We start from the raw sequence: 24,983 nt of genomic DNA on the forward strand, positions 1-24,983 counted from the left end.
TTTGCTGAGTAAGGTAACGAGGTTAACTTATTTAACGTGCTGATTCATTTCTTTGGCCAGTTCGAACATAGAGATCTGGTCTTTGCCATTGAATACTTTCTTCAGTTTTTCATCTGCGTTGATCAGGCGTTTATTCTGTGCATCCTGCAGATTGTGTTCTTTAATGTAATCCCAGATCTTTTTAGTGATCTCTGTTCTTGGCAGCGGATCACTACCGATTACTGCTGCCAGATCTGCGCTTGGAGTCAGTGGGGCTTTCAATCCTTTGCCACCGCCTTCTTTTGCAGGAGTTGCTTTTGTAGTGGTTTTTGCTGCTGGTTTTGCTGTCGTTTGTTTTGAAGTAGGCATTGTAAACCTTTTTTATGATTGTAATACCCACGCAACACCAAATACTATGCCCCGATTGGCTGATCTAAGGTTTTGAGAAAGAAAGTGATAGAATAATTCCGCTACCTTTGAAGTATTAGTAAAAAAATACATATCCCTGTACGATGAATAATACGGCTAACCGCCAGTTGATATTGAATGGTGACACGCCTGTTTATCAATTGTTAGTGCTTATTTTGTTAGCAGGAGCGCCAGTTTTCATATTTATCGATATAGACCTGCCCTGGAGCCTGTTTGCCATATCAGCCTGGGTTTTGCTGTCTTTCGTTTATATAGAATTTACCCGCAGGTTTTATTCGGTGTACTTTGAGAACGGAGAAGTAATCGTGTATAACCTGTTAAATATGAAAGGGAGACGTTTCCCTATACAGGACTTCGACAAGGTGACTTTCAGTCAGCGACGCTCACACATACCTGGTGCTCACCGTTTTCTGATCAATTTCAAAGATGGAAAGAAGTTTAATTTTGCTGTAGGCGAAGAGAAGATAAAATTGAACGGGCCAATGAGTACTTTTAATAGTGAAACGGAGATCCTGGTGCATGTCAATGGCCTGATCCTGGCGTTTATAGCGGGTAATCAGCATGTTCCGGCAAAACCGTTTGCCGGCAAGTACTGGCGCTAGTATTATTAAGCTGGAAGTATTATTTTAGGAAGAATATATCTTTCATCATTATGTACCTGCGTTCTTTTCTCTCCATTCCCGTTATTGTAATCCTTTGTTCTTTACTGGCATTACAACCTGCAAAACCCCGTTTCCGCGTATTAGCACTGGCGGAAAACGGTGGGCATCATCTTGCATATTCCAAAGCAGCGAAAGTCTGGCTGGACAAACTGGCGGCTGACAGCAACTTCGCGATCGATTACATTGAAAACACAGACAAGATAGATAGCGCGTATCTGTCTAATTATCAGTTGTTCATACAACTGGATTATCCGCCGTATGCCTGGAAGGAACCGGCGGTAAAGGCATTTGAGCAGTATGTGAACGAGGGCAGGGGAGGATGGATCGGTTTTCATCATGCGACCTTACTCGGTGAATTTGATGGTTATGGTTTGTGGAACTGGTTTTACCAGTTTATGGGTCAGATCCGTTTCAAAGACTATATCGCAAACTTTGCGTCGGGCGACGTACATGTAGAAGATGCTGCCCATCCTGTATTTAAGGGTGTTCCGGCTGTTTTTAATATAAAAACAGAGGAATGGTATATCTACGACCGGAATCCCAGACCGAATGTGCATGTACTGGCGAACGTAGACGAGCATTCTTATGTACCTGCATCTTCAAAAACAATGGGTGATCATCCGGTCATCTGGACTAACCCGGCTTATAAGGCTAAGAATATTTACATTTTCATGGGTCATTCCCCCGATCTTTTTGAAAATACCGCCTACAAGACCCTCTTCAGAAATGCGATTTTTTGGGCTGCAGAGAAAAAATAGGGCCAATATTCTGTCATACGACTGTCAGAATTTTACGTTTTTCGGGCAAATGTATACGGAATAGCGACTTTTTCTCAGAGGGTAAAAATCATACTAATAATGTATTGACTCCAGTTGTCACCAAACGGTTGCATATACCAAAAAGGTGCAAATTCCCTGTAAATCTGGTAAAAAAATACAATGCATATTCGCGCAGATAAAATACCGTATGTTTATACATCCAACAAACGTGTCACCCTGTAACGGAAATATGAATCAACAATAAATTTTCGTTAACCAAGGATTAACAACTTTCTAATTAGCAAAGTCTTAATATTGCATTAACAATCCGTGTGAGGGTAGCCCCAGTTGCCAAATAGGATTCGACAACTGGGGTTAACAAACAATGGATGAAAGACCGGCTTTCCATTCATGGTTGGCCGTTTTCTTTTGTATAAATCTCCTCTGCATAAAAAAAGAGCGTTCTTCAAGAACGCTCTTTTTAATTTAAGTAAGTTTCATTCACACAGCTACAGATAAGGGCTGGCGCAGTTTCCGGGATCGTGTATCACGGCAGTCTGCTTCGCCATAAGAGATCTGCCAGGTTTTAAAACCGGGATATAACTCAGGACTAAAGGCCTTACACGCAAACAAAACTTCCGGTCTTCCCGCAAGTCCTTCGAGTTGCATATACTGCATCCCCAAAGTTCTTCCCAACATGACGGCTTCGTGTAGCAGCACACGTAATGGTGCATCGAAGAGGAAGTTCTCGTGCGTAGCAGCCAGGTGGAACTGCATGAGGTCATTACAGAACGTGAGCAGGGCGCCGGCAGCTGTTTGTGTACCCTGACCGGCCAGCAGCAGGCTGCTGTCAAAACCCCCGGGGCGTAACATTTGTCTGAACCAGGCCTTATCATAGTGGTCGGCTGCGCCCTTATTCAGGGGAGACATGTTGCGACGGAAGATCTCCCCGAAGGAATCTACATCCTGGATGGCGACGGCCTGGCGGACGGTATATCCTTTCCGTTTGAGGAGGGTCACCTCATTGGAGAAATTGTCCCCATAGTGTTCCTGACGCATGTCAGGGCCATCGCTCACATTGATCAGCATACTCTCTGGATTTTTCCGTAGCACACCGAGTCCGAGCGGTTTAAAATTTTTATGGATTAAAGGATGTAGCTGAACAGATACACTTATGATCGTATGCTGTTCAAGAAAAACCTTCAACACACTTTCGAAGCGTTCCTGCATGCCGCTGTTAAGCAATGCAAAATTGGTACTACAGATGGGACCTGCGTAACTGTAAAGGGCATACTGACGTTTACCGTCAGCTTCACCTTCATGTTTTCTGATAACGGGCAACGCAATGAATTCGGTTTCTTCTTCATAGACAAGCAGCAGCGGCTCGCCATCGGCGGCCGTACTGTGATAGTGCCAGGTATGATTAAAGTCGGACATGTGCGCGTTTTTGACAAAACGATCCCACCGTCGGTTATCATAAATGGTCACAACATTAAAGGACATCATCGAACTAAAAATTGATTTTTCAATAAAGAATCTAAAAACGTACCGGCAAAATGTCCAGATGGTTTTTAAAATGGTATTCGGATGGTTAATCAGGTTTCTTATGCTATTTACAATATGGTTTTTAACGATATAGTTAACCGCGGTTAACAAGGACTCCTAACTTACCATTATTATGGTATCCTTTTTGTTAGCTGCCCGTAGGTATTCATGACAATCATATAAATGCTATGAAAAGCCAACGATAACGGAGTAAACTCCCATTTTCCTGTCCCCCCATAGTTAGCCTTTAAAGACTCAACCACTATGCCAGTAGGGTAATTATTTGTAAACCAACCATATGGAGCATTTTTCCCGCGAAATCATGCTCCAATATATTGGAGAACTCTAACCGCATACACGAAATACTGGAGTTGTTGCCCCGTTGACAGTGATGTCACCGGGAATTCTATTCATGTAATAGTTATGGAACTATGGATTTGTTAGCGTTGATAGAACTGTTATTACCGGAAGGGACATTGCCGGAAATACAGTCTGAGAATGGGCATGTAGACTGGAGAGGAGCAATCGGGTCGATCAGGAATGAAGATGATCTTTTTGCGTTTATTCATACCGTGTTGCGGCCTTACCTGCATACGATCTCTGTATTGATCGGCATTGCTGACGAAAATGGGACAATCAGTCGCTGGTGCCACAAAACAGAGGGATTAACATTGTTACCGCTACCGAAGAAGGTGAGCGAGCATTTTATGCAGGACAATATTTCAGGTGTGCTGGAGATGTACGCACCTGACAGAAGGTCAGCTTTGCAGACGACCCTGTTCAATAGCGGGGTACGCGAGATGCTGATACTGCCTTTGCGCAATCATACCAATAGCTTTGGTTTTTTATGTCTGTTGGCCAAGCATCATAATACCTTCCCCAAATCGTTGCAGATCTCTGTGAAGCGTTACGCCGGACTGCTTTCTGCTGCCACCCTGAAACTCATGTTGCTGGATGCATTGCCGCAATGGTTACAGGAAGAGGATATGGAGGACAATAGCGGCGAACTGCGATTGTACAATGATCTGCTGCCGGCAAAGCTGGTCAGCGGTATTGCTTTACGTCCTGTGATACAGCAGGTCAGACAGGTCGCGCCAACAGATGCAACAGTGCTGCTGACCGGAGAGACCGGCACCGGCAAAGAGTTGTTTGCAGAGGCTATCCATCTCTCATCCCTGCGCAGGCATAAAGCCTTCGTTAAGATCAATTGTGCGGCCTTACCTCCCCAGCTGATAGAATCGGAGTTGTTTGGTCATGAGAAAGGGGCATTTACAGGCGCTATTCACCGCCGTATCGGCAAATTTGAGATGGCGGAAGGCGGAACACTTTTCCTTGACGAAATCGGCGAATTACCGCTCGATATGCAGGCCAAACTACTGCGTGTGATCCAGGAGAAGGAAATAGAGCGTATAGGAGGAACTGAAACCATTCCTGTCAATGTGCGCATCATTGCGGCTACCAACAGGACATTGGAGGAAGAAGTAAGACAGGGACGTTTCCGTCAGGATCTTTACTACCGTTTGTACGTATTTCCCATACATCTGCCGGCATTGCGGGAGCGTAGGGAAGATATCCCATTATTGCTACAGCATTTTGCCCGTAATGCAGCCATGAAGTATGGAAAACCCATACGACATATTGCATCCGGATCAGTGCTGGCACTGATCGATTACAGCTGGCCGGGAAATATCCGGGAAATGGAACACATGGTAGAACGCGCGGTGATTTCCAGTGACGAGCCACAGATTACGATCGCTGTTCCCGGAAACCATAAAGCGCTGGAAACAGATGGTAATAGTCTGTCGCCATTGCTTACCCTGGCAGAAACAGAACGGCAGACCATCATCAGGGCGCTCCGTTATTCCAATGGCAGGATCAGAGGTCCGCAGGGCGCTGCCGACCTGCTGGATATCAAACCAACCACACTGGAGGCGCGGATGAAAAAACTGGGTATAGTCAAGGAACACGTCGTGCGTTAAACATTATTCACACAGCAAACCTTTATCAGCCATATCGGTGTTAAGGGATAGTGTAAACAGGTCTTTACTGAGTATATATCATGCGTTAACCTTTGTCTACGCAGTGGGTCTCCGTGACCTGTTATACATCGCTTATACCAGTATTACAGATGATATAAACAGCTATCGTTAAGGAACATGTCAGGCATTAATTAATGTCTATGTATTGAGTCCTTATGACCAGTTATACATTGACCATACCGGTAGTACAGATAATGCAAACAGCCATCATCAGGGAGGCTGTCATACATTAATCAATCCTTGCGCAGTACGTTTTACAACCAGCCATACATCCGGCATCCGGATACTGAAAAGTAACCGGCCATCGTAAAGATCATATGCTGGCTATTGTCTGCTCAACACACCGCCGTAACCGATCGCAAATTTTACCAATGCATTTGGCCCTGAAAGCTGGAGCTTTTTAGTGATGTTATGCCGGTGATTATCGACTGTACGCACACTAATGCATTTGTAAGATGCAATATCCCTACTGCTCATGCCTCTGGCAATCATATCCAGGATTTTTGCTTCTGTCTTACTCAGGCGCTCATTAATAGGATTTTTACCTTCCACGTGCAGCTGACGGATCAGTGTCTCGCGTGGTTGCATGGTCTCGCGGATATGCTGATATCTGTTGAGCCGTGATTGTATGCTCTTGATCAATTCTTCTCCAGTGAAGGGAAAGACAAGGAAATCATCCGCACCGAGGTTCATGCCTTTCCTGATATTCGACACGACATGCAGCCGGTTAAACAGAATAAAGGGCAGGTGTTTCATGGATGGATCGTCCCGTAAAGAGATCAGAAACTGGTAGCCGGAAGTATCGGCTACTAATACGTCACACAGGATCAGGTCAGGCAGTTGCCGGTTGGCAATATCAATCGCTTCGGCCACCGTATTGGTCGCTACGACATCATACGTAGGCAGCAGTAACTGACGGAACTTCCGTAAAATAGCAGCATCTCCTGTTACCAGCAGGATTCTTGAATGGGGGGCCTCCTGTAGGGCGGAGGCAGCCGGATAAGGTGTATTCATGGTACATGGTTTATCCCCTAAAATCAGCCACGTATAGCTGTTTTTTGAGAATCTTGGTTATTAGGTTAATACTTCGCCTTTTAATGGTTAATAAATTGGCGGGCTTTTAGGCCGAACATGACAAGGTTATATAGAACAATAACAAGTAGTGAGGCTTTGGAAGAAAGATATGGGATTTTTTTCTCTGTATTGCAAAAGCAGTGTGTTGAAGTAAAGGTAAGGAAATTATTACAACTAATTGATTTTGTATATAAAAAAGAGAATATCGTTTTGAGAAAAGTATAATTATTGATTAGGAGTACTGGCGATAGCTCTTCTTAAATCGGACATGCTGCTGTGATAGGGGGACGTTTGATAATATGTCGGGAGGTAATGTTTGACTAGAGTTGGTGATGTTGCTTTTTTGAAGGATTTGCCTGGAGGGAATAGTCCTCTTTATTTTCAGGGGTGGGGCTTACGCTTCGGTTTCAGATGGGACCTCTGGCTGACGCTCTTTGAAGTTCCTATGTATGGGGCTTTGGTAGGTTGTGTCTGGCATGGGGGATATCTATTAAACTCCTATCAAGCGGATGGGCATACTTCAAATAGCTAAGGCCAGGGTCTCCATCTGAAATCCTTCGCTGTGATGAAGCCGTTTATTTTAAATAATGTTCCAGGAGATAATGCTTTTCATAAAATAGGAGTAGCAATTTCTGGAATGAAACTATACATATAGCTGCACGATGGCAACCGGCACATATGGGGCACATATTGGTACAAATCAACACATACCGGCAAGCAACAGGTTACGAGTATTAATATCCAGCGACTATTACTTAAGCGACAGACCTGATCTGCGGAGGGGTTGAGGTGGAGACAAAGGGCCTTAGCCCTTTCGAGCCCGCCCGCCTGACAGGGGTTCAATCAACTATCCCACCGCCCAACACGACCACCCACCGCCCAATCGCCCGCCTCGAAAAAGGGCGTCAGCCCGGCGTCCCACCTCAACCCGCAGCAAGCCGTCCAGTACCAAACCTATAACCCGCCAAGTCTAACTTCGTTAAATAGAAGCCATAAACACCAAATAATCCCCGACAAAACTCCTGTTAATAGTAATACCCAACGAAGAATAACAACTCCCATAACGCAAAAAGCGCCTGCCAATGGCAAGACGCTTTTCCTATATGATTTTTTACTTACAGCCTTCCATCCACCAGGTCCCTGTCTATACAAGCCTTGGTATCGAAAATAACCGCATTACCACTACCAAATTTTTTGAAATCGAAAGTCAGGAACTCCCGGTGAGCCACAGCAATCACCATGGCGTCAAAGACTTCCGTTCCGTCCAGTTTGGTAACAGTAGGCACGCCATATTCTTTTTTCACCTCTGCCGGATCCGCCCATGGATCGTAAACAGTAACATCCAGACCATACTGCTTTAATTCATGGTAAATGTCCACGACGCGCGTATTACGAACATCAGGACAATTCTCCTTGAATGTGATGCCCATGATCAGGGCATGAGCACCTTTGATCTTATGGTCTTTTTCGATCATGAGTTTGACCACCTTGCTGGCTACGAAATAACCCATTTGGTCATTGACGCGTCTGCCGGATAGGATCACCTGCGGATGATACCCTAGTGATTCTGCCTTATGGGCCAGGTAATAGGGGTCTACGCCGATACAATGACCACCAACGAGACCTGGTTTATATTTTAAAAAGTTCCATTTAGTGGCAGCTGCTTCTATGACGTCGTTGGTGTCGATACCAATACGGTCAAAGATCAGGGCCAGTTCATTCACAAAGGAAATATTGACGTCGCGTTGTGCGTTTTCGATGGCTTTGGAGGCTTCCGCTACTTTGATGCTGGGCGCTTTATGCGTACCGGCAGTGATGATGGAAGCGTACAGTTCGTCGATGCGGGTCGCTATTTCCGGTGTGGAGCCGCTGGTTACTTTTTTGATTTTTGTGAGGGTATTGACCTTATCGCCGGGATTGATCCTCTCGGGAGAATAACCGACAAAAAAGTCCTGGTTGTAGCGTAAACCGGAATGTGCTTCCAGCACTGGTACGCAGTCGTCTTCCGTACATCCGGGATAGACAGTGGATTCATAAATAACGATATCACCTGGTGTCAGTGCGGAACCCAGCATAGCGGAGGCGCCGAGCAGGAAGGTGAGATCGGGAGATTTGAACTGGTCTATAGGAGTGGGGACGGTGACGATGTATATCTGACAGGCTTTCAGGTCGTTTTTATCGGAAGAAAGGCGTAGTCCGTTGGAGGCGTCAGCGGTGGTTCCCAGTTTAAGTACTTCGCGGAGGGCATCTATGTCGGCTTCGCGGGTTTTGTCCTGTTCGTTGCACAGTTCATGGATGCGCGTTGCGTTAATATCAAAGCCCAGCACTTTATACTTTCTGGCAAACTCAATTGCAAGGGGGAGGCCCACATAGCCTAAGCCGATAACTGCTATCATGTCGTATTGGTTACTTGATCACCTGTGCGGCGGTCGTCAGCGTCTTATTTTTAAAAGGATAGTTTTCAAGCAGTTTTACCAGCTTTTTGTCTTTGGCAATAGCTTTAATGGCTTGCAGATGTTTATCATGATGCAGGTCTGTACCGATAAAATCAACCAGTTCCTCTTCGATCAGCCATTCGGCGGCTTTTTGGATATGCCGGCCGTAATAGCCTGCGAGGGAGAGAAGATTGACCTGGAGGTAGCACCCCCGTTGTTTGAAGGTCCTGTATTCTTCGGTTTCCTGGTGATAGTAGTTGTAACGCTCGGGATGCGCCAGAATGGGGCGGTAGCCCTGAGCGGATAGTTCGAACAGCCACTGGTGCAGTTGTGGGGGCGCACACATGAAGGAAATCTCCACCAGCAGCAGTTCCCCGTTAAGGGTGAGCAGGCGGGAGGATTTCATCAGTTCTTCAAAGTATTCGTCCATGTAATACTCAGCGGCATGGTGGAAGCTAACGGCAGACCCTTTCGCCAGCAATGCTTCTTTTACGGCCTGGAATGGTGAGCTGAGTGTCTCAGCGGAATTCGGATAACGGTCGATAATAATATGCGGACTGGTGATCACCTTCTGGATGCCCAGGTCGTGCAGTGTTTCAATGAAACGGACGGAGGTTTCAACATCCTGTACACCATCGTCTACTCCCGGCACCAGATGAGAATGGATATCGGTTTCTATTCCGGCGAGGAACGGGATGTTCGCATTAGTTGTATCGGACTTCTTGCGGAAAAAAAACATAATTGGTTTATGGGTCTGGTATAATGAAGTTATGCTCCAAAATCGAGGGACGCTACTATCTCTTCGAGGAACTGCTGATCTGTTTCATCGAAATGATTGAGTAGTTCGCTGTCGACATCTAATACACCAATAACCACGCCATTACGGATAACAGGGACTACTATTTCTGATTTTGACAGACTGCTGCAGGCGATATGCCCCGGGAAAGCTTCTACATCAGGGACGATGAGCGTTTTTGCTTCCGCCCAGCTGGTGCCACAAACACCACGTCCTTTTTTGATACGGGTGCAGGCTACAGGACCCTGGAAGGGGGCCAGTACCAGTTCATCTCCTTTTACAAGATAAAATCCAACCCAGAACCAGTTGAACTGTTCTTTCAGTGCTCCTACGGTGTTGGCCAGGTTGGCTATCAGGTCGGGTTCACCGGTCACCAGTGCTTTTATCTGCGGAATAATAGATTGATATTCTGCTGTCTTGTCTCCTTTAACGATGCTCAGATCTTCTGCCATAACTGCAAATATATGAAACTTGAAGGGAGCTATGCAAAACCGCCGCAGGGAGAGATAAAATGAACAAACTGAAAAGATAAAATGAACAAATAAATGCGTAATTTGATGCTGTAAGTTTTAACCCACCGCTGCCGTCAGCAATATCCCTATTGAAAATCCATCAACCAGAATTTTTAAACGTTACATTAAAAGACACCTGTTATGATGACTAATCACTCTCCTCCGGGCGACGATTCGTTGCTGCTATAAGGGTGCTTATACCTGCCGGAATTCGTTTACATAAATTATGAACCATATATTTGTCATTGTATGAAAGCACAGGTAATATTGGTGAATGAACGCGACGAGGAGACAGGATTGATGGAAAAAATGGAAGCACACGAGAAAGGCTTACTCCACAGGGCTTTTTCCGTGTTTATTATGAATGATCAGGGCGAGATGCTGCTACAGCAGCGGGCGCTCGATAAATATCATTCCGGCGGCTTATGGACGAACGCCTGCTGTAGTCACCCCCTGCCGGGTGAAACAGTGGAAGCGGCCACCCATCGCCGTCTTTCGGAAGAAATGGGATTTGACTGTCCCCTGCGTGAACTATTCCAGTTTACTTACCGCACAGAATTCGACAATGGTCTGATTGAGCATGAGTACGACCATGTATGGGTGGGTGTCTATAACGGAGCGATCAACCCTGACCCAGGGGAGGTACATGCGTTTCATTATTTACCGGTAGAAGAAATTGACCGGCAGTTAACAGCAAACCCTCAGCAGTTCACCAGCTGGTTCAGGCTGGCTTTTTCCAGAGTTATAGACAAATTAAGGGAATGACCTCCCTTTAACCCAAACCCTCTTAACCCACTTTTACTATGCCAACGATCACCTTGCCTCGGATAATTTATCCGTTCCCCTCTCTTATTAACCAATTTGTAACAGCAGCACATGAGCAAAACCGTCAATGGGTAGCCGATTTCGGCTTTATTACGACGCCAGAAGCCATGGCCCGTTTTGACAGATCCCGTTTTGCCTGGCTGGCCGCAAGAGCGTTTCCGCATGCAGGTTTTCATGAACTGTGCACCATCGCCAACTTTAACACCTGGCTGTTTATGCTGGATGACCAGTGCGATGAAGCACAACTGGGAAAGAAAGCCGTATACCTGGAACACGTTACCGACGGCTTCATGAACATACTGAAACATAATACACCTGTTGACACCGTGCTGGGAAGAAGTTTCACAGACATCTGGGAACGTATGCAGGGCCTCGGCGATACCGCCTGGCAGGCTCGTTTCATCAGAAGTATGGAGGAATATTTTACTTCCTGCCACTGGGAAGCCGGCAACAGAGCGGCGGATATCGTCCCAACCGTCGCTGAATACGTCACCATGCGTCCTTACACCGGTGCATTGTTCGCCGATGTGGAAGCGATCGAGATCATAGAAAAAGTGTATCTGCCCGCCCACATCCTGCAACACTTTATCGTACAGCGCCTGGTACTGGCCTGCAATAACATCGTATGCTGGGCCAATGATATCTTCTCCTGCGCCAAAGAAGCCAGACAGGGAGATGTACATAATCTCGTGCTGGTATTGCAGCATGAGCGCAATATCACCCTGCAGGAAGCTGTCAACGAAACCGCCAGGATGCACAATGAAGAAGTGAAACTGTTTACCGCCCTCGAAAAACTGCTGCCTTCTTTTGGTGCAGAAATGGACAGGGAACTGGAACGGTTTATAGCAGTACTTCGTTCCTGGATCACGGCTAATTATGACTGGAGCTATCATGATACCGGAAGGTACCAGGTAAAAGAAGTGGAAGTAGTGATCAATTCCTGATCCGGCGTTGAAATGCAGCGAAGATCACAGCAAACAATAACTGGAATTGTTCTGTCACTGATATCAGTTGCGGATAACCATAAACAGGAATAGTTCACAATTCCCGGAATGATGACCATAAATATCAGGGTAAATAATGACCGGCTTTTTTGCAATGATCAGCCATTAATAATTGACAACCACTCTGCATTTCATCTGTCAAAAAGTAAGGGCGTCTGCTGACAGCGGACGCCCTTACTTTTATCTTTACTGCTTTCCCGGCTTCCCTTTCAGCCTTCTCTCCAGCAATTTTCCAATCCACCAGAAAGACAGCGCCAGTATAGTAAAGAACACGCCCTTATGTGTGCGGTCCCATAAATATTCAAAATACCGGGTATACAGGTTGAGCAGCAGAAACAGGACCGCCATATCCCTGACCATCGTATCATGTGTTTTGATGCCCCAGATGAGCACCAGCACACATAAAATCGTAAATGCACCTACCCACCAGAGCAGACTAACCTGCCTGACCTGCTGCCATTCATCCCAGGAGGCACTGTTGCCAAAAATAGAGATCATCCAGCCGGATAAAAGCAATAACAGCCAGCTACCTACCCACGTAATGTGTTTTACCTGTTTGTATAAACGATTATTCCGGAAGATCCAGTGAATACCCACCATGATAATGGCCAGCAATATCATACGGCAGGGGAGGTTCATGCCAAGAAAAAAGGCCTTACCATCTGAAATATAGTACGTGAGCTTTACGTAAGCGGGTATCAGACATAACAGCGTAGCCGTCCACATCAGCCGGGAAGACAGCAATATGCCCAGTATCCCGTAAGCTGCCGTAGCCAGCAGCCAGAAAACGCCATAATTGCCATTGAGGTACTGGAGGGTCTTACCCAGGTACACCACGCTGACGCCGACACTTAAAATCGGAAGCAGCCAGAATAATTCCCGGTTCAGGGAATAGTCCGGATTACGCTGCTGCCGCCGGTAACCATTGTAACAAAGAAATATCGTCAGCGCCGCAAAAAGGGTGGCAATAATGCCGTCTGTCAGGGAGAATTTCAGCCGTAATACCTCAATCCATTTTTCATCCAGCACCAGCGAACCAAATGCCATCAGCGCACAGGAAATAGCGGCAATAAAAATATAAAGGGTTACCACCTGCCAGTCACCCTCACGTATACGCCAGGTCTCCTTCAGACGGGTGGCCTGTTCCGGGGTAATAAGGTTTTCGGATTCCCATTGGCGTACCGCCTTCTGCAGGAGGTGGGCTTCCTTTTTATCAACTTCTAACATACAGGGTAAATATAACGTAAAAACAATGTGGACTATTGAAATAATGTTTTATTAAGTATCTTGACCCGCTTTTTCAATTATCAAACTTAGTGCTAGGGTCTGAAAACTGCTTGTGAACGGGCCTTTAAATCCCTGATATGAATCAATCAGCTGATACACACCACTTAGGTAGCCTGGACTACCTCGTGTTTTTTATCTATTTTATTATTGTCGCCGGCTTCGGCTACTATATTTTCCAGCGTAAAAGGTCCAAAACGGCTAGCACGAAGGACTTTTTCCTGGCAGAAGGCTCCCTGACATGGTGGGCGATCGGGGCCTCCCTGATTGCTTCCAATATCTCGGCAGAACACTTCATCGGCCAGTCCGGTTCCGGTTTTGCCCTGGGGCTGGCTATCTCTTCCTATGAATGGATCGCCGCCGCGACCCTCATCATTGTAGCCATCTTCTTCATCCCGATCTATCTGAAAAATAAGATCTACACCATGCCCCAGTTCCTGCGGGAACGGTACAACGAGACGGTGAGTACGATCATGGCTATTTTCTGGCTGGTGGTGTACGTATTAGTTAACCTGACATCCATCGTGTATCTGGGGGCCCTGGCAATTACAGCAATTTCGGGGATACCGTTCTTCTGGTGTATTATCGGGTTGGCTATTTTTGCCCTGCTGGTGACATTGGGAGGTATGAAAGTGATCGGCTATACCGACGTGATCCAGGTATTTGTGTTGATTGTAGGCGGTCTGGCTACGACCTATCTTGCGCTGCAAATGGTGTCCAATCACTTCGGTTACGGAGATAATATCCTCAAAGGACTGGCCATCGTACATGAGCGGGCAGATACGCATTTCCATATGATCTTCTCTTCCGATCATCCTTATTATAAGGACCTGCCAGGTCTTTCCGTGATCGTTGGGGGTATGTGGATCAACAACCTCAACTACTGGGGATGTAACCAGTATATTATTCAGCGTGCCCTGGGTGCTGACCTGAAAACAGCCCGTAATGGTATCCTGTTCGCCGCTTTCCTGAAACTGCTGATTCCACTGATCGCGGTGATTCCGGGTATTACCGCTTACGTGCTCTTCAAAGAAGGCGTATTTAACGACGAACTAAGAAACGCTGCCGGCGTAGTAAAACCGGATCTGGCATACCCGACCCTGATGAACCTGTTGCCGGTTGGTCTGAAAGGACTGGCTTTTGCAGCACTGACGGCCGCTATCGTGGCATCGCTGGCGGGTAAACTGAACAGTATCTCTACAATTTTCTCCCTGGATATCTATCACCGTTATTTTAACAAACAGGCAAGTGAAAAGCACCTGGTAAGAATAGGTCGTGTGGCGGTGATTGTATCTATGGTAGTGGCTTGTATCGTGGCGCCGGCACTGACGACGCTCGACCAGGCTTACCAGTTCATCCAGGATTGCGTAGGGTATATTTCTCCGGGTATCCTGGCGATATTCCTGTTGGGTTTCTTCTGGAGACGTACCACTTCTCTGGCGGCATTACTGGCAGCGATACTGACCATTCCATTGTCAGCAATTCTGAACTTCCTGCCATCATGGACCAACGGCGCGTTCCCGGAATATCCTTTCCTGGATCGTATGTCCATCGTATTTGTGTTCCTGGTAGCATTGATGATCATCGTTACCCTGATGGATAGGCGTAGTAAAGATCAGAAACGTATTATCGTGATCGATCCGGCACTGTTCCGTACTACACCGGTGTTTATTGCTGGTAGCGTGATCATTACGGCGATCCTCATCGTATTGTACACCGTATTCTGGTAAGCAGATCATTTACAGCATAAATAGTAAGAGGGCCTCCGCCATTGGCAGAGGCCCTCTTACTATTTATGCGCGTGATATACCCGAAATATCCCTGAGATACCGGGGTGTATAATTGGTTGTTATGCAGTAGGTTATACGGATTTGAGGTGGACTTGATCCGGTGCACTATTTCACCAGATTAACAGCCTTCCCGGCATTGATCTGACCAAACCCAAAGTAAGGGTCCTTACCAGGTGTACCGTAATCATCCGCTGATTTACGCAATACCGCATCTACCAGCACGGAATTCATCCAGGGATGGTTTTCGTATAACAATGCAATGCTACCGGCTGCATGTGCCGCTGCAAGCGCAGATCCCACCGCCCATGATGGGTAATAGCCGCCTTCATCCGGAATCCAGAATCCGATATTGTAGACCCAGTTGAATAGTTGGGAGTGCCATTATTATCAATGTAGGTCTTACGGGGAAGTTTACCGGCTACGTTCATCTCAATCACTTTTGCACCATGATTTACCGCGTAAAAGATCCCGTCAATCAGACTGCTCCAGGGTGCTTCATGGGTATAATCAGAGATCACCTTTATCAGTATCAGTTGCGCGCCGGGCGCAATACCGACCACACCACGTCCGTCATGCGAAGCAGCAATGATACCCGCAGCACAGGTACCCTGACTGAAGTATTCTCGTTGTCCGATAGGCTCAAAAGCTTCTACCGGTTCATCAGGAATAAAGGATTGTGTGTTGATGATCTTGCCGATGATTTCCGGATCGCGTGTTTTAAAACCGGCATCCAGGATCGCTACTTTTACATCATTCCCTTTAAAACCCTTTGCCCAGGCAGCTGGTGCTTTAATAGACTGCATATCCCACTGTAAGACGCCGTAGGGATCGCCGGAATAAACAGGAACCGCTTTGGCTGCCGGGTTGCTGTTACTGAAGACGGGCTGTTTACTGGCGTGGACTGCCTTAACAGGCACTTCCCAGTTGGTCGGCACATCGATTACCACAGATTGCACACCGGCAATCTGCCTGGCTTTTGCAGGAAAGTTGGGGTCGGGCGTTTGTACCTGAATGAGACCCAGTTCCGGGATCGTCTTTTTCAGATGGTATTTGGTGACATGTAATCCCGCCAGACTTTCCGTGATCGGGTCCAGTTTTTTGCCTTCTTCGGCAATTACAATAAAGGTCCGGTCCTGCTGCCGGACGGTGGACTGATCTTCCCGGACGATCGCTTTTTCGTCTTTCCGGCAGGAACTGATAAACAGTACAGACAGCAGGAGAGGAAGCCACAGCAATAGTTGCATTTTCTTCATGGTGATGACAATTAGAGGAATTAGGAGTTAAGAATGGTTTTATGGAGGTCAGATTTGTATCAGTAAAGATCCTCACCTGATTCCCTGCTCCTGCATACCCATAAAAATGGAATTTGTGGAAATCGATTGAAATTTGTAAATTAGAATAGCAGACGATCTTTATTTCTCCATTTCAATTTCCACGAATTATGAGCGCAAACACCTTTTCCAACGAAGAATTAAAACCTTTGCAAAGTATAGAGCAATGGGAAGACGATGTGCTTCTGCGCTATCCTGAGCCAGCAGTGCCTGAAACGGCAAAATCCAAAGAAGAATACAGAAACTACGACAATCCAGGCCGGGATACGGTAAGAGAGTTCTATCGCCTGAATCATCACCATCAGACGTATGACTTCGTTCAGCAGAAGAAAAAGGAATTCCTGAGCTTCAGTCGTAAAGAAACACCTGTGTGGGGTGCAATGGAGTTTCTGAACACCCTGGTGGATGACTCCGATCCGGATATCGAACTGGACCAGTTACAGCACCTCCTGCAGACGGCGGAAGCGATCAGGGCGGATGGTCATCCGGACTGGTTTGTACTTACAGGCTTTATCCATGACATGGGAAAAGTGCTCTGTCTGTTTGGAGAGCCACAATGGGCTGTAGTGGGAGATACCTTCCCCGTTGGCTGTCAGTTCTCCGATAAAATTGTTTACCCGGAGTTCTTTGCTGACAATCCGGATGCAAAGGATGAAAGATATAATACCAAATACGGTATCTATAGTCCGAACTGCGGACTGAATCAGGTGGACCTTTCATGGGGACATGATGAATATCTGTACCAGATGATGAAAGACTATCTGCCTGAACCGGCGCTCTACATGATCCGTTATCACTCTTTCTATGCACAGCATAGGGAAGAAGCATATGATCACCTGATGAATGATCATGACCGCGAGATGTTTGAGTGGGTAAGGAAATTCAACCCTTACGATCTCTACTCAAAGAGCCCGAAACCTCCTGTAATCAGCGAATTAAAACCATACTATGAAAGTCTGATAGCAAAATACCTTCCTGACACCATCAGGCTGTAATTGCTGTTGGCCTGTGTTTAAACTTAAAAGGCTATCCACCGTATGGAGGATAGCCTTTTTTATTGTTCGTATTGCATTAGTTTAAATCAGCGCCTCGTACAGGATCTCTACCGGGTGCTGTGATTTACGGCCGGTACCATCTTTTACCTGGTGCCTGCAACTGGTGCCCGGAGCCGCGATGATCGTTTCTTCCGCAGCATTTCTTACAGCCGGGAATAATACCATTTCGCCAATCTCCATAGAAAGGTCGTAGTGCTCTTTCTCATATCCGAAAGAACCCGCCATACCGCAACATCCTGAAGGGATGATCTCAACAGAATAATTAGCCGGCAGCGACAGGATATTCTTACTGTGCAGCGGTGTAGACAAAGCTTTCTGCTGACAATGACCATGTAGTTTGATCTGTCTTTTCTCTGTCGTGAAAAGTGTAGCCGGAATATTGCCGGCAGCAGCCTCACGGCTCAGGAATTCATCGATCAGGAATACATTCGGTGCCAGCTGTTTTGCCTTTGCCCTCAGTTCTTCTCTCACCAGATCCGGATATTCATCCCGGAAACTAAGGATCGCAGAAGGTTCTACTCCCAATAAAGGCACCTGGTCATTGATCACATCACTGAAGATACGTACGTTCTCTTCTGCAAAGTTGCGCGCTTTACGTAGCAGGCCTTTGGACATCCAGGCACGTGCACTTTCAGGGTGCTCGATCATCTTCACATCATAGCCAAGACAGTGCAGCAGCTTTACGGCTTTGATACCGATATGCGTATCGTTAAAGTTGGTGAACTCATCGCAGAACAGGTAGACCTGTTTCTTTGTGGCAGGCCCGGTGCTTTTCTCCTTCGGCCACTGCTTTTTAAACCAGCTTCTCAGCGTGGTGGATTGCAGTTCGGGCAGCGAACGTTTGATCGCAAATCCAGAGGTCTTTTTGATCAGATTACTGGTCAGTGGTGTATTCACCATCCAGTTGTAAATACCCGGTGCGATCGTTGCCAGACCATTCAGACGGGTAAAATTACTGATCAGTTTTGCCCTGAAAGGAACGCCGTTGGCATCATGATAATGTTGCAGGAATTCCATTTTCAGCTTGGCCATATCTACGTTGGATGGACATTCTGATTTACAGCCTTTACAAGCCAGACAGAGGTCCAGTACCTCATAGATCTCTTTATGGTCGAAACGGTTCTCTTTAGTAGAATTGGTCAGGAACTCACGCAGGATGTTGGCCCTTGCGCGGGTTGTGTCCTTTTCATTGCGGGTCGCCATGTAACTCGGACACATGGTACCGCCACTCTTTTCTGTTTTACGACAATCGCCTGAACCATTACATTGCTCCGCATGCTGCAGGATGGTCTGTTCAGGAAAATGGAAGATCGTTTTCAGTTCCGGTGCTTTTTGTCCGGGGGTATAACGCAGCATGCTGTTCATGCTTGGCGTATCTACGATCTTATTCGGGTTGAAGATATTCTCCGGATCCCAGGTATATTTCAGGTCACGCAGCAGGGTGTAGTTCTTATCACCGATCATCTGGCGGATGAATTCTCCGCGTAAGCGGCCATCACCATGCTCACCACTGAGGGAACCGTTGTATTTCTTTACGAGTGTTGCTATCTCTTCAGCGATCTTTCTGAAGAGCAGGTTACCTTCTTCCGTTTTCAGGTTGATGATCGGACGGAGGTGGATCTCACCGCTACCAGCATGTGCATAGTGTACGGCATGGAGATCATATTGTTTCAGGATATCGTTGAAGTCGCGGATATATGCCGGCAGGTCATCGATATCGATCGCAGTGTCTTCAATTACCGGTACGGCCTTTTCATCACCAGGGAGATTACTGAGCAGACCAAGACCTGCTTTACGCAGCGTCCAGATCTTTTTAGTGTCATCTCCAAACAGGAGTGGGAAGTGGTAACCCAGTCCGGCAGCCTGTAATTCAGCGATCAGCTGATTGGATATTTCGGTGATGCCCTCACGCGTATCGCGGCAGAATTCCACTACGAGGATAGCGCCCGGATCGCCCTGTACAAAGAAGCGGTTTTTGCTTTGTTCAATATTATCCTTGGTACATTCCAGGATGAAATGGTCAATGAGTTCGCTGGCGCTTGGCTTATATTTCATGGCGATAATATTCGCGCGCAGGGATTCATCAACGGTATTGAAGTGAATACATACCAGCCCGGTTTCTTTGGGCGGCAGTGGAGAAACGTTCAGTTTGATCTCTGTCAGGAAAGCCAGGGTGCCTTCGGAACCTGCGATCAGCTTACAGAAGTTGAAATCTTCCTTACCGGCAGTGAAGGGCGCCGTTTCCAGGAGCAGATCGATCGCATAACCGGTGTTACGACGGGTGATGCTTGGTTTGGGAAACTCGCGGCGGATCTCTTCCTGGTTGCTATGATTGCCCAGCAATGTACGTACCTGACGATAGACGGTCGTCTCCAGACTGTTATCATTTTTTTCGCAACGGGCATGAAACTCGTCGGCAGAAATGGTATTGAAAACAACGTCCGAACCATCGCTGAGGATCGCTTTTACTTCCAGCAGGTGCTCGCGGGTACTACCGTATACAACGGAGTTAGACCCGCAGGAGTTATTACCGACCATACCACCGATCATGGCACGGTTGGCAGTAGAAGTTTCTGGTCCGAAGTAAAAGCCATAAGGTTTCAGGAACATATTCAGTTCATCCCTGATCACCCCTGGCTGTACTCTTACCCAGTGTTCTTCTGTATTGATTTCCAGTATTTTCGTGAAAGTTCTCGAAACATCTACTATAATCCCGTTACCGACTACCTGTCCGGCGAGAGAGGTGCCGGCCGTGCGTGGGATGAGTGAGGTTTTATTGGCGCGCGCAAAGGCGATCAATGTCTTGATGTCCTGTTCATTTGCCGGGATGGCTACTGCCAGTGGCATTTCCCTGTAAGCAGATGCATCGGTCGCGTACAGCGTACGCATAGTATCATCATCGTATAGAGTACCCGTCAGGTCACGGGCCAAACCCCTGAGCTTATCTCGCATAATTATTTAAACTTCCCTTTTCAGACAGTAAAAGTAACATTTAGATAACCTAAATACAAGCAGGGGCCGGGAAATTAGAAATTGACGAAAGAGGATGGTAATTAAGAATTAAAAATTAAGAATTAACAATTAGTCGGAAGATCGTCGCCGTCACACTAACGTTCTTTTATCAATTGGACATTATTGCAACTTTTCCAGTCCGGCAGCCTGTGATCCGGCGATCGGTTGACTGGATATCCCGGTGATCCCTTCACATATATCGCGACCGGATTCTACTACGAGGATAGCGCCCGCCCTGCATCACACTATATGCAAATGCATGATGCATAGCGCAGTTTGGTGTCCGGGGGGACATCTTTACATGCTGAGCGCGGCCCCAGCCTGCGGGCAGCGATGTTATGTTCCAATGCTTAATACGAGACGGTTAATTCCCGATCATTTAACTGAACAGTCCCTTGGGTTGTTCGACAAAGATGGGCTTCTGCAATTCGATATCACAGACCTCTTTGAACTTGTCCACCATATAGACGGTCAGCTCCGGTGAATAGGCTTCATCGTGCATATGCATAAAGAAATACAGCTCCTGCAAGCCGTGCTGTAACCAGTCATGAATACGGTTGATCCAGTCATCGATACGCACATAGTCGGTAGGATGGAGGCTATTGCCCACATAACGGATGAATGCCTTGCGGATGGGCATGTACATATGCGCGCAATCTCTTCTGCCGGCAGTATCAGTAATAACAGCCCCTACGTTGAGTTGCTTTAAAGTGCTGAACAGTTCCTCCCTGATCTTATCGTCACTGAACCATTCGGGGTGTCGTACTTCCAGGAAAAATTGAAGGTCCGTCGGCAGGCTCTCCAGGTATTTAAAGAGATTATCTTTCCGTTTAGGAGAATATTTATCGCTTACCTGCAGGAAGATCGGACCGAGGTGTTCACCGAAGGCCAGTACGCCTTCCAGGAAGGAAGTGGTTTGCGGACCAGCATCCACGAGGTTGCTGAAGTGGCTGATGGATTGTGGTACCTTGGGGCAGAACTTAAAGTGCCTGCCTGTTGCACGTGCATCCCATTTTGCGATCGCCTCCGGCCCATAGATCTTGTAATGGGTAGCATTGAGCTCGATACTATTGTAATGATGGACGTATTCGTCGAGGAAGTTGGCTTCTTTGGTGCCTTTCGGGTAGATCTTACCGATCCATTCCTTCCGCCCCCATTTGGCGCAGCCCAGGTAGATCTTCGGCTTTTTAAGTGCTTTCGCTTTGAGGACCGTTTTATTAAACGCCGGTTCAGCAGGCAGTTTGAAATCTATTTCGTCCAGCAGCGCCGGATCAACACGACCAAAATCCATGTGAATAGAAGCTTTCTCCGAAGGTAATGTATTATGCAGTTATATCGCGTATTCCGCGTTCCGGGGTTTCTCTGCCCCAGTTGGGGGTATAATGGGACAAGGAGGTGAAAACCTAACAGTAACGGGCAAATAAAAAAAGGAATAGGATTATTTGCTGATATATAAGGGGATTGGTTTAAATTACGCTGGACTTAGGGACTAGAAAGAATAGCTTGTTATACGACAGGAGCCTCAAATAAAGTTTGGACAATCCTTTGTAATATGCTTTTTCCAAGGTAATTTAAAAGAAACAGTTTTTAATTCTTTAGCATGGAGATTTTACACGTTAGCGCGGAATGTTACCCTATAGCAAAAGTGGGCGGTCTGGCAGATGTGGTAGGGGCATTGCCCAGGTACCAGTTCCAGGCAGGGCATATAGCCAAGGTCGTGATGCCCGCTTACAATACCCGTTTTTTTCACTCGCAGGAATTCGAACTGGTACACCAGGGAGGCTGCTGGCTGGGACATACCTGGCGGCATTTCAACGTATGGAGAGAGGTAAAGAACCTGTTGGGTTTTGACCTTTATATGGTTGATATTCCAGGTTTACTGGATACGGAGAGAGTATACGGTTACTACAATGATACAGACCGTTTCCTCACCTTCCAGATCGCAGTGCTGGACTGGTTAAATGAATGGCAGGACCATCCGGATGTCGTACATGTACACGATCATCACACGGCTCTCATTCCATTCATGATGACACATTCGTACAAGTATGAGCGTCTGAGAAATATTGCTACCGTTTTAACGATCCATAATGCGCAATATCAGGGTCAGTTTGGATGGGACAGGCTATATCAGCTCCCTGGCTTTGATCTCTGGAAAGCCGGCCTGCTGGGCTGGGAAGGCGCAGTCAATCCATTGGCTGCCGGGATTAAATGTGCATGGAGATTCACCACCGTATCACCGAGTTACCTGGAAGAAATGTTTACCGGAGCGGCCGGACTGGAGGCCCTGATGAACTATGAGAAAGGCAAGGCGATCGGTATATTGAATGGTATCGATACAAAGGTATGGGACCCGGCGACGGACCCTATGTTACCAGTCAACTATGATGAAAAGACGTTTGTAAAAGCAAAACGTGACATAAAGCAACAACTTTGTGAGCAATATAACCTCGATCCTTCACTCCCGTTGATATCTTTCATCGGCCGCCTGGTGGGGGAGAAAGGAGCGGACCTGCTGCCTGAAATCATTGGCAGGTCTATCTTTGAACAAAAACAGCAGCTGAATTTTCTATTGCTGGGAAGTGGCGATCCACATGTGGAATGGTCATTGCAACAAACAAAATTACTGACGGCAGCAAACTTTAACGTGCAGTTCGGATATGATGAGGCGCTGTCACACAGAATTTATGCAGGTAGTGATTTTCTGCTGATGCCAAGCCGGGTAGAGCCCTGCGGATTGAACCAGATGTATGCGCTGCGCTATGGTACAGTGCCCATTGTACGTAGTGTCGGTGGATTAAAAGATACAGTTACAGACTTCGGCGACCCTGGTGGTTTTGGTATCCGTTTTGTCCATGCAGCAGCATGGGATGCCTGTAACGCAGTTGGCCGTGCTGTTGAACTATATAGTGATACTGCAAAATTGCAGGATATCATTAAAACCATGATGCAGCTTGATCATTCATGGGACAGTGCAGCTGCTGAATATCTGGAATTATACAGCTCAATCGTAGTCGCTGACTAAACCCGAAAACTGAAACAAAGAATCGTAATATATGTCTAACGCAGTTATCTCCCTTATCTTAGGTGGCGGATCAGGTACCCGCCTGTACCCCCTTACGCGTAAGCGTTCTAAGCCAGCCGTACCCGTTGCCGGTAAATACCGTCTCGTGGATATTCCCATTTCTAATTGCCTGAATGCCGACATGAACCGCATTTTTGTGCTGACACAGTTTAACTCCGCGTCGTTAAACAAGCATATCAAAAATACTTATCATTTCAGCCATTTCAGTAAAGCGTTCGTGGACATCCTGGCTGCCGAACAGACACCAGACAACCCAACCTGGTACCAGGGCACAGCGGATGCCGTACGCCAGTGTCTGCATCATATAGACAATTATGAATTTGAATATGTGTTGATCCTTTCCGGTGACCAGCTGTATCAGATGGATTTCCGTGAAATGCTGCAACACCATATCGAAAGTCAGGCAGAAGTATCCATCGCGACCATTCCGGTCAATGCGAAAGATGCGTCTGACTTTGGTATCCTTAAAACTGACAATACTGGTCTGATCACTTCATTCACCGAAAAGCCTAAACAGGACGTACTGGCGCCATGGGCTTCTCCGGTAAGTGATGAAATGCAGTCTGAAGGCAGAGTCTACCTGGCTAGTATGGGTATCTATATCTTTAGCCGGAAAACGCTGTATGATCTGCTGAATGGTCAGGAAACTTCTACCGACTTCGGGAAGGAACTGATCCCTTATGCGATCAATGCTGATATGAAAGTTGTCAGCTACCAATACACCGGTTACTGGACAGATATCGGAAATATCAGCTCTTTCTGGGAAGCGAATCTGGAACTGACCGACGAGATCCCTAAATTCAATCTCTTCGATGAATCACATATTATATACTCCCGCGCACGTATGCTGCCACCAGCTAAAATCGCAGGTACACTGAAAAATACCCTCATCTCAGATGGTAGTATCATCCTGGATAGTCAGCTGGAGCGTTGTGTAGTAGGTATCAGAACCCGTATCGGCAGAAACTCTGTTATTACCAATAGCTATGTGATGGGAGCAGATTACTACCAGACTTTGGAGGACCTGGAAAGGGCCAAAGCCAAAGGCCATCCGCCAATGGGTATTGGTGATAACTGTGTGATCAATAATGCGATCATTGATAAGAACTGTAGCATCGGAAATGACGTGCGTATCAATGTGGGCGATCCGCTGCCAGATGGCGACCACGAAAAGTATGCAGTGAAAGACGGAATAGTAGTGATTAAGAATGGTATGGTATTGCCGGATGGCTTTGTGATCTGATATTAAAACACGACAGGTTATACCTGAAAGATAAAAAGAAGAGGTGCTCCATTATTTGGAGCACCTCTTCTTTTTATAATAACAGCTCAATTCAAATCACTCATCGTTGTTATAGTTAACGCTTA

At 46.7% G+C, this 24,983-nt stretch carries 20 protein-coding genes; 9 read left to right on the forward strand and 11 right to left on the reverse strand.

The genetic code is table 11. The annotated features are described in order from the left end of the window. Positions 1-27: 27 nt before the first annotated feature. Entirely contained in the window at positions 28-348 is a 321-nt protein-coding gene (locus BMZ72_RS03350) for an SWIB/MDM2 domain-containing protein (RefSeq protein WP_089805239.1), read from the reverse strand. 143 nt (positions 349-491) lie between these two features. Here BMZ72_RS03350 and BMZ72_RS03355 point away from each other — a divergent pair, with 143 nt between their 5' ends. Both BMZ72_RS03355 and BMZ72_RS03360 read left to right on the forward strand, forming a co-directional pair. Next, the gene (locus BMZ72_RS03355; protein ID WP_089805241.1) at positions 492-1,010 is read left to right on the forward strand and encodes a hypothetical protein; all 519 of its coding nucleotides are present in this window, start codon (positions 492-494) and stop codon (positions 1,008-1,010) included. 50 nt (positions 1,011-1,060) lie between these two features. Beyond that, positions 1,061-1,828 (forward strand): ThuA domain-containing protein, encoded by a 768-nt coding sequence (locus tag BMZ72_RS03360; RefSeq protein WP_089805243.1) that lies wholly within the window; start codon positions 1,061-1,063, stop codon positions 1,826-1,828. 501 nt (positions 1,829-2,329) lie between these two features. Here the strand turns inward: BMZ72_RS03360 and BMZ72_RS03365 are convergent. Continuing rightward, positions 2,330-3,265 (reverse strand): hypothetical protein, encoded by a 936-nt coding sequence (locus BMZ72_RS03365; RefSeq protein WP_089805245.1) that lies wholly within the window; start codon positions 3,263-3,265, stop codon positions 2,330-2,332. Between the two features lie 539 nt (positions 3,266-3,804). Between BMZ72_RS03365 and BMZ72_RS03370 the strand changes: the two genes are divergently transcribed. Next, on the forward strand, positions 3,805-5,352 hold the full coding sequence (locus BMZ72_RS03370) for a sigma-54-dependent Fis family transcriptional regulator (protein WP_089805247.1): 1,548 nt from the start codon (positions 3,805-3,807) through the stop codon (positions 5,350-5,352). Positions 5,353-5,736: 384 nt separating this feature from the next. On the opposite strand, the gene BMZ72_RS03375 is transcribed toward BMZ72_RS03370, so the two are convergent. From BMZ72_RS03375 to BMZ72_RS03390, 4 genes are all read right to left on the reverse strand, one after another. Then, a complete protein-coding gene (locus BMZ72_RS03375; RefSeq protein ID WP_089805249.1) occupies positions 5,737-6,426 on the reverse strand; it encodes a response regulator transcription factor in 690 nt (229 codons plus the stop codon). A gap of 1,175 nt (positions 6,427-7,601) precedes the next feature. Further along, positions 7,602-8,882 carry a nucleotide sugar dehydrogenase gene (locus BMZ72_RS03380; RefSeq protein ID WP_089805251.1) on the reverse strand — a complete coding sequence of 427 codons (1,281 nt, stop codon included), beginning with the start codon at positions 8,880-8,882 and terminating at the stop codon, positions 7,602-7,604. 10 nt (positions 8,883-8,892) lie between these two features. Further along, positions 8,893-9,660, reverse strand: coding sequence for a tyrosine-protein phosphatase (locus BMZ72_RS03385; protein ID WP_089805253.1), 768 nt, complete (start codon positions 9,658-9,660; stop codon positions 8,893-8,895). Positions 9,661-9,689: 29 nt separating this feature from the next. After that, a complete protein-coding gene (locus tag BMZ72_RS03390; RefSeq protein WP_012792336.1) occupies positions 9,690-10,169 on the reverse strand; it encodes a GAF domain-containing protein in 480 nt (159 codons plus the stop codon). Between the two features lie 309 nt (positions 10,170-10,478). On the opposite strand from BMZ72_RS03390, the gene idi reads away from it, so the two are divergent. Beyond that, the gene (gene idi / locus BMZ72_RS03395; RefSeq protein WP_012792335.1) at positions 10,479-10,994 is read left to right on the forward strand and encodes an isopentenyl-diphosphate Delta-isomerase; all 516 of its coding nucleotides are present in this window, start codon (positions 10,479-10,481) and stop codon (positions 10,992-10,994) included. Positions 10,995-11,032: 38 nt separating this feature from the next. Beyond that, the gene (locus BMZ72_RS03400) at positions 11,033-11,998 is read left to right on the forward strand and encodes a (-)-gamma-cadinene synthase (protein WP_089805255.1); all 966 of its coding nucleotides are present in this window, start codon (positions 11,033-11,035) and stop codon (positions 11,996-11,998) included. Between the two features lie 246 nt (positions 11,999-12,244). Here BMZ72_RS03400 and BMZ72_RS03405 read toward each other — a convergent pair whose 3' ends face one another. Further along, entirely contained in the window at positions 12,245-13,285 is a 1,041-nt protein-coding gene (locus BMZ72_RS03405) for a hypothetical protein (protein WP_089805257.1), read from the reverse strand. Between the two features lie 137 nt (positions 13,286-13,422). Here BMZ72_RS03405 and BMZ72_RS03410 point away from each other — a divergent pair, with 137 nt between their 5' ends. Further along, positions 13,423-15,072 carry a sodium/sugar symporter gene (locus tag BMZ72_RS03410; RefSeq protein ID WP_089805259.1) on the forward strand — a complete coding sequence of 550 codons (1,650 nt, stop codon included), beginning with the start codon at positions 13,423-13,425 and terminating at the stop codon, positions 15,070-15,072. Between the two features lie 165 nt (positions 15,073-15,237). Here the strand turns inward: BMZ72_RS03410 and BMZ72_RS36915 are convergent, their stop codons facing one another. Beyond that, complete coding sequence (locus tag BMZ72_RS36915) at positions 15,238-15,432, reverse strand: S8 family serine peptidase (RefSeq protein WP_255373090.1); 195 nt, start codon at positions 15,430-15,432, stop codon at positions 15,238-15,240. After that, complete coding sequence (locus tag BMZ72_RS03415) at positions 15,360-16,385, reverse strand: S8 family peptidase (protein WP_089805262.1); 1,026 nt, start codon at positions 16,383-16,385, stop codon at positions 15,360-15,362. The genes BMZ72_RS36915 and BMZ72_RS03415 overlap by 73 nt, the downstream gene beginning before the upstream one ends. Positions 16,386-16,573: 188 nt before the next feature. Between BMZ72_RS03415 and BMZ72_RS03420 the strand changes: the two genes are divergently transcribed. Next, positions 16,574-17,458 (forward strand): inositol oxygenase family protein, encoded by an 885-nt coding sequence (locus BMZ72_RS03420; protein WP_089805264.1) that lies wholly within the window; start codon positions 16,574-16,576, stop codon positions 17,456-17,458. A gap of 81 nt (positions 17,459-17,539) precedes the next feature. Here BMZ72_RS03420 and BMZ72_RS03425 read toward each other — a convergent pair whose 3' ends face one another. Both BMZ72_RS03425 and BMZ72_RS03430 read right to left on the reverse strand, forming a co-directional pair. Continuing rightward, complete coding sequence (locus BMZ72_RS03425) at positions 17,540-20,470, reverse strand: FAD-binding and (Fe-S)-binding domain-containing protein (protein ID WP_089805266.1); 2,931 nt, start codon at positions 20,468-20,470, stop codon at positions 17,540-17,542. A gap of 439 nt (positions 20,471-20,909) precedes the next feature. After that, positions 20,910-21,821, reverse strand: a complete 912-nt coding sequence (locus BMZ72_RS03430) for a DUF72 domain-containing protein (RefSeq protein ID WP_089805268.1) — start codon at positions 21,819-21,821, stop codon at positions 20,910-20,912. A gap of 309 nt (positions 21,822-22,130) precedes the next feature. Between BMZ72_RS03430 and BMZ72_RS03435 the strand changes: the two genes are divergently transcribed. Both BMZ72_RS03435 and BMZ72_RS03440 read left to right on the forward strand, forming a co-directional pair. Then, the gene (locus BMZ72_RS03435) at positions 22,131-23,555 is read left to right on the forward strand and encodes a glycogen synthase (protein WP_089805270.1); all 1,425 of its coding nucleotides are present in this window, start codon (positions 22,131-22,133) and stop codon (positions 23,553-23,555) included. 31 nt (positions 23,556-23,586) lie between these two features. Then, positions 23,587-24,858, forward strand: coding sequence for a glucose-1-phosphate adenylyltransferase (locus tag BMZ72_RS03440; protein WP_089805273.1), 1,272 nt, complete (start codon positions 23,587-23,589; stop codon positions 24,856-24,858). Positions 24,859-24,983: the final 125 nt, after the last annotated feature.

This window comes from Chitinophaga sp. YR627 (assembly GCF_900114995.1).
Classification (GTDB): domain Bacteria; phylum Bacteroidota; class Bacteroidia; order Chitinophagales; family Chitinophagaceae; genus Chitinophaga.

Excerpts from the sequence above, each read along its gene's own strand:
- BMZ72_RS03360 (WP_089805243.1), top strand. The coding sequence starts at position 1,061 with ATGTACCTGCGTTCTTTTCTCTCCATTCCCGTTATTGTAATCCTTTGT.
- BMZ72_RS03375 (WP_089805249.1), bottom strand. The coding sequence starts at position 6,426 with ATGAATACACCTTATCCGGCTGCCTCCGCCCTACAGGAGGCCCCCCAT.
- BMZ72_RS03420 (WP_089805264.1), top strand. The coding sequence starts at position 16,574 with ATGAGCGCAAACACCTTTTCCAACGAAGAATTAAAACCTTTGCAAAGT.
- BMZ72_RS03440 (WP_089805273.1), top strand. The coding sequence starts at position 23,587 with ATGTCTAACGCAGTTATCTCCCTTATCTTAGGTGGCGGATCAGGTACC.
- BMZ72_RS03350 (WP_089805239.1), bottom strand. The coding sequence starts at position 348 with ATGCCTACTTCAAAACAAACGACAGCAAAACCAGCAGCAAAAACCACT.
- BMZ72_RS03355 (WP_089805241.1), top strand. The coding sequence starts at position 492 with ATGAATAATACGGCTAACCGCCAGTTGATATTGAATGGTGACACGCCT.
- BMZ72_RS03410 (WP_089805259.1), top strand. The coding sequence starts at position 13,423 with ATGAATCAATCAGCTGATACACACCACTTAGGTAGCCTGGACTACCTC.
- BMZ72_RS03415 (WP_089805262.1), bottom strand. The coding sequence starts at position 16,385 with ATGAAGAAAATGCAACTATTGCTGTGGCTTCCTCTCCTGCTGTCTGTA.
- BMZ72_RS03430 (WP_089805268.1), bottom strand. The coding sequence starts at position 21,821 with ATGGATTTTGGTCGTGTTGATCCGGCGCTGCTGGACGAAATAGATTTC.
- BMZ72_RS03365 (WP_089805245.1), bottom strand. The coding sequence starts at position 3,265 with ATGTCCGACTTTAATCATACCTGGCACTATCACAGTACGGCCGCCGAT.
- BMZ72_RS03370 (WP_089805247.1), top strand. The coding sequence starts at position 3,805 with ATGGATTTGTTAGCGTTGATAGAACTGTTATTACCGGAAGGGACATTG.
- BMZ72_RS03390 (WP_012792336.1), bottom strand. The coding sequence starts at position 10,169 with ATGGCAGAAGATCTGAGCATCGTTAAAGGAGACAAGACAGCAGAATAT.
- idi (WP_012792335.1), top strand. The coding sequence starts at position 10,479 with ATGAAAGCACAGGTAATATTGGTGAATGAACGCGACGAGGAGACAGGA.
- BMZ72_RS03385 (WP_089805253.1), bottom strand. The coding sequence starts at position 9,660 with ATGTTTTTTTTCCGCAAGAAGTCCGATACAACTAATGCGAACATCCCG.
- BMZ72_RS03405 (WP_089805257.1), bottom strand. The coding sequence starts at position 13,285 with ATGTTAGAAGTTGATAAAAAGGAAGCCCACCTCCTGCAGAAGGCGGTA.
- BMZ72_RS03435 (WP_089805270.1), top strand. The coding sequence starts at position 22,131 with ATGGAGATTTTACACGTTAGCGCGGAATGTTACCCTATAGCAAAAGTG.
- BMZ72_RS03400 (WP_089805255.1), top strand. The coding sequence starts at position 11,033 with ATGCCAACGATCACCTTGCCTCGGATAATTTATCCGTTCCCCTCTCTT.
- BMZ72_RS03425 (WP_089805266.1), bottom strand. The coding sequence starts at position 20,470 with ATGCGAGATAAGCTCAGGGGTTTGGCCCGTGACCTGACGGGTACTCTA.
- BMZ72_RS03380 (WP_089805251.1), bottom strand. The coding sequence starts at position 8,882 with ATGATAGCAGTTATCGGCTTAGGCTATGTGGGCCTCCCCCTTGCAATT.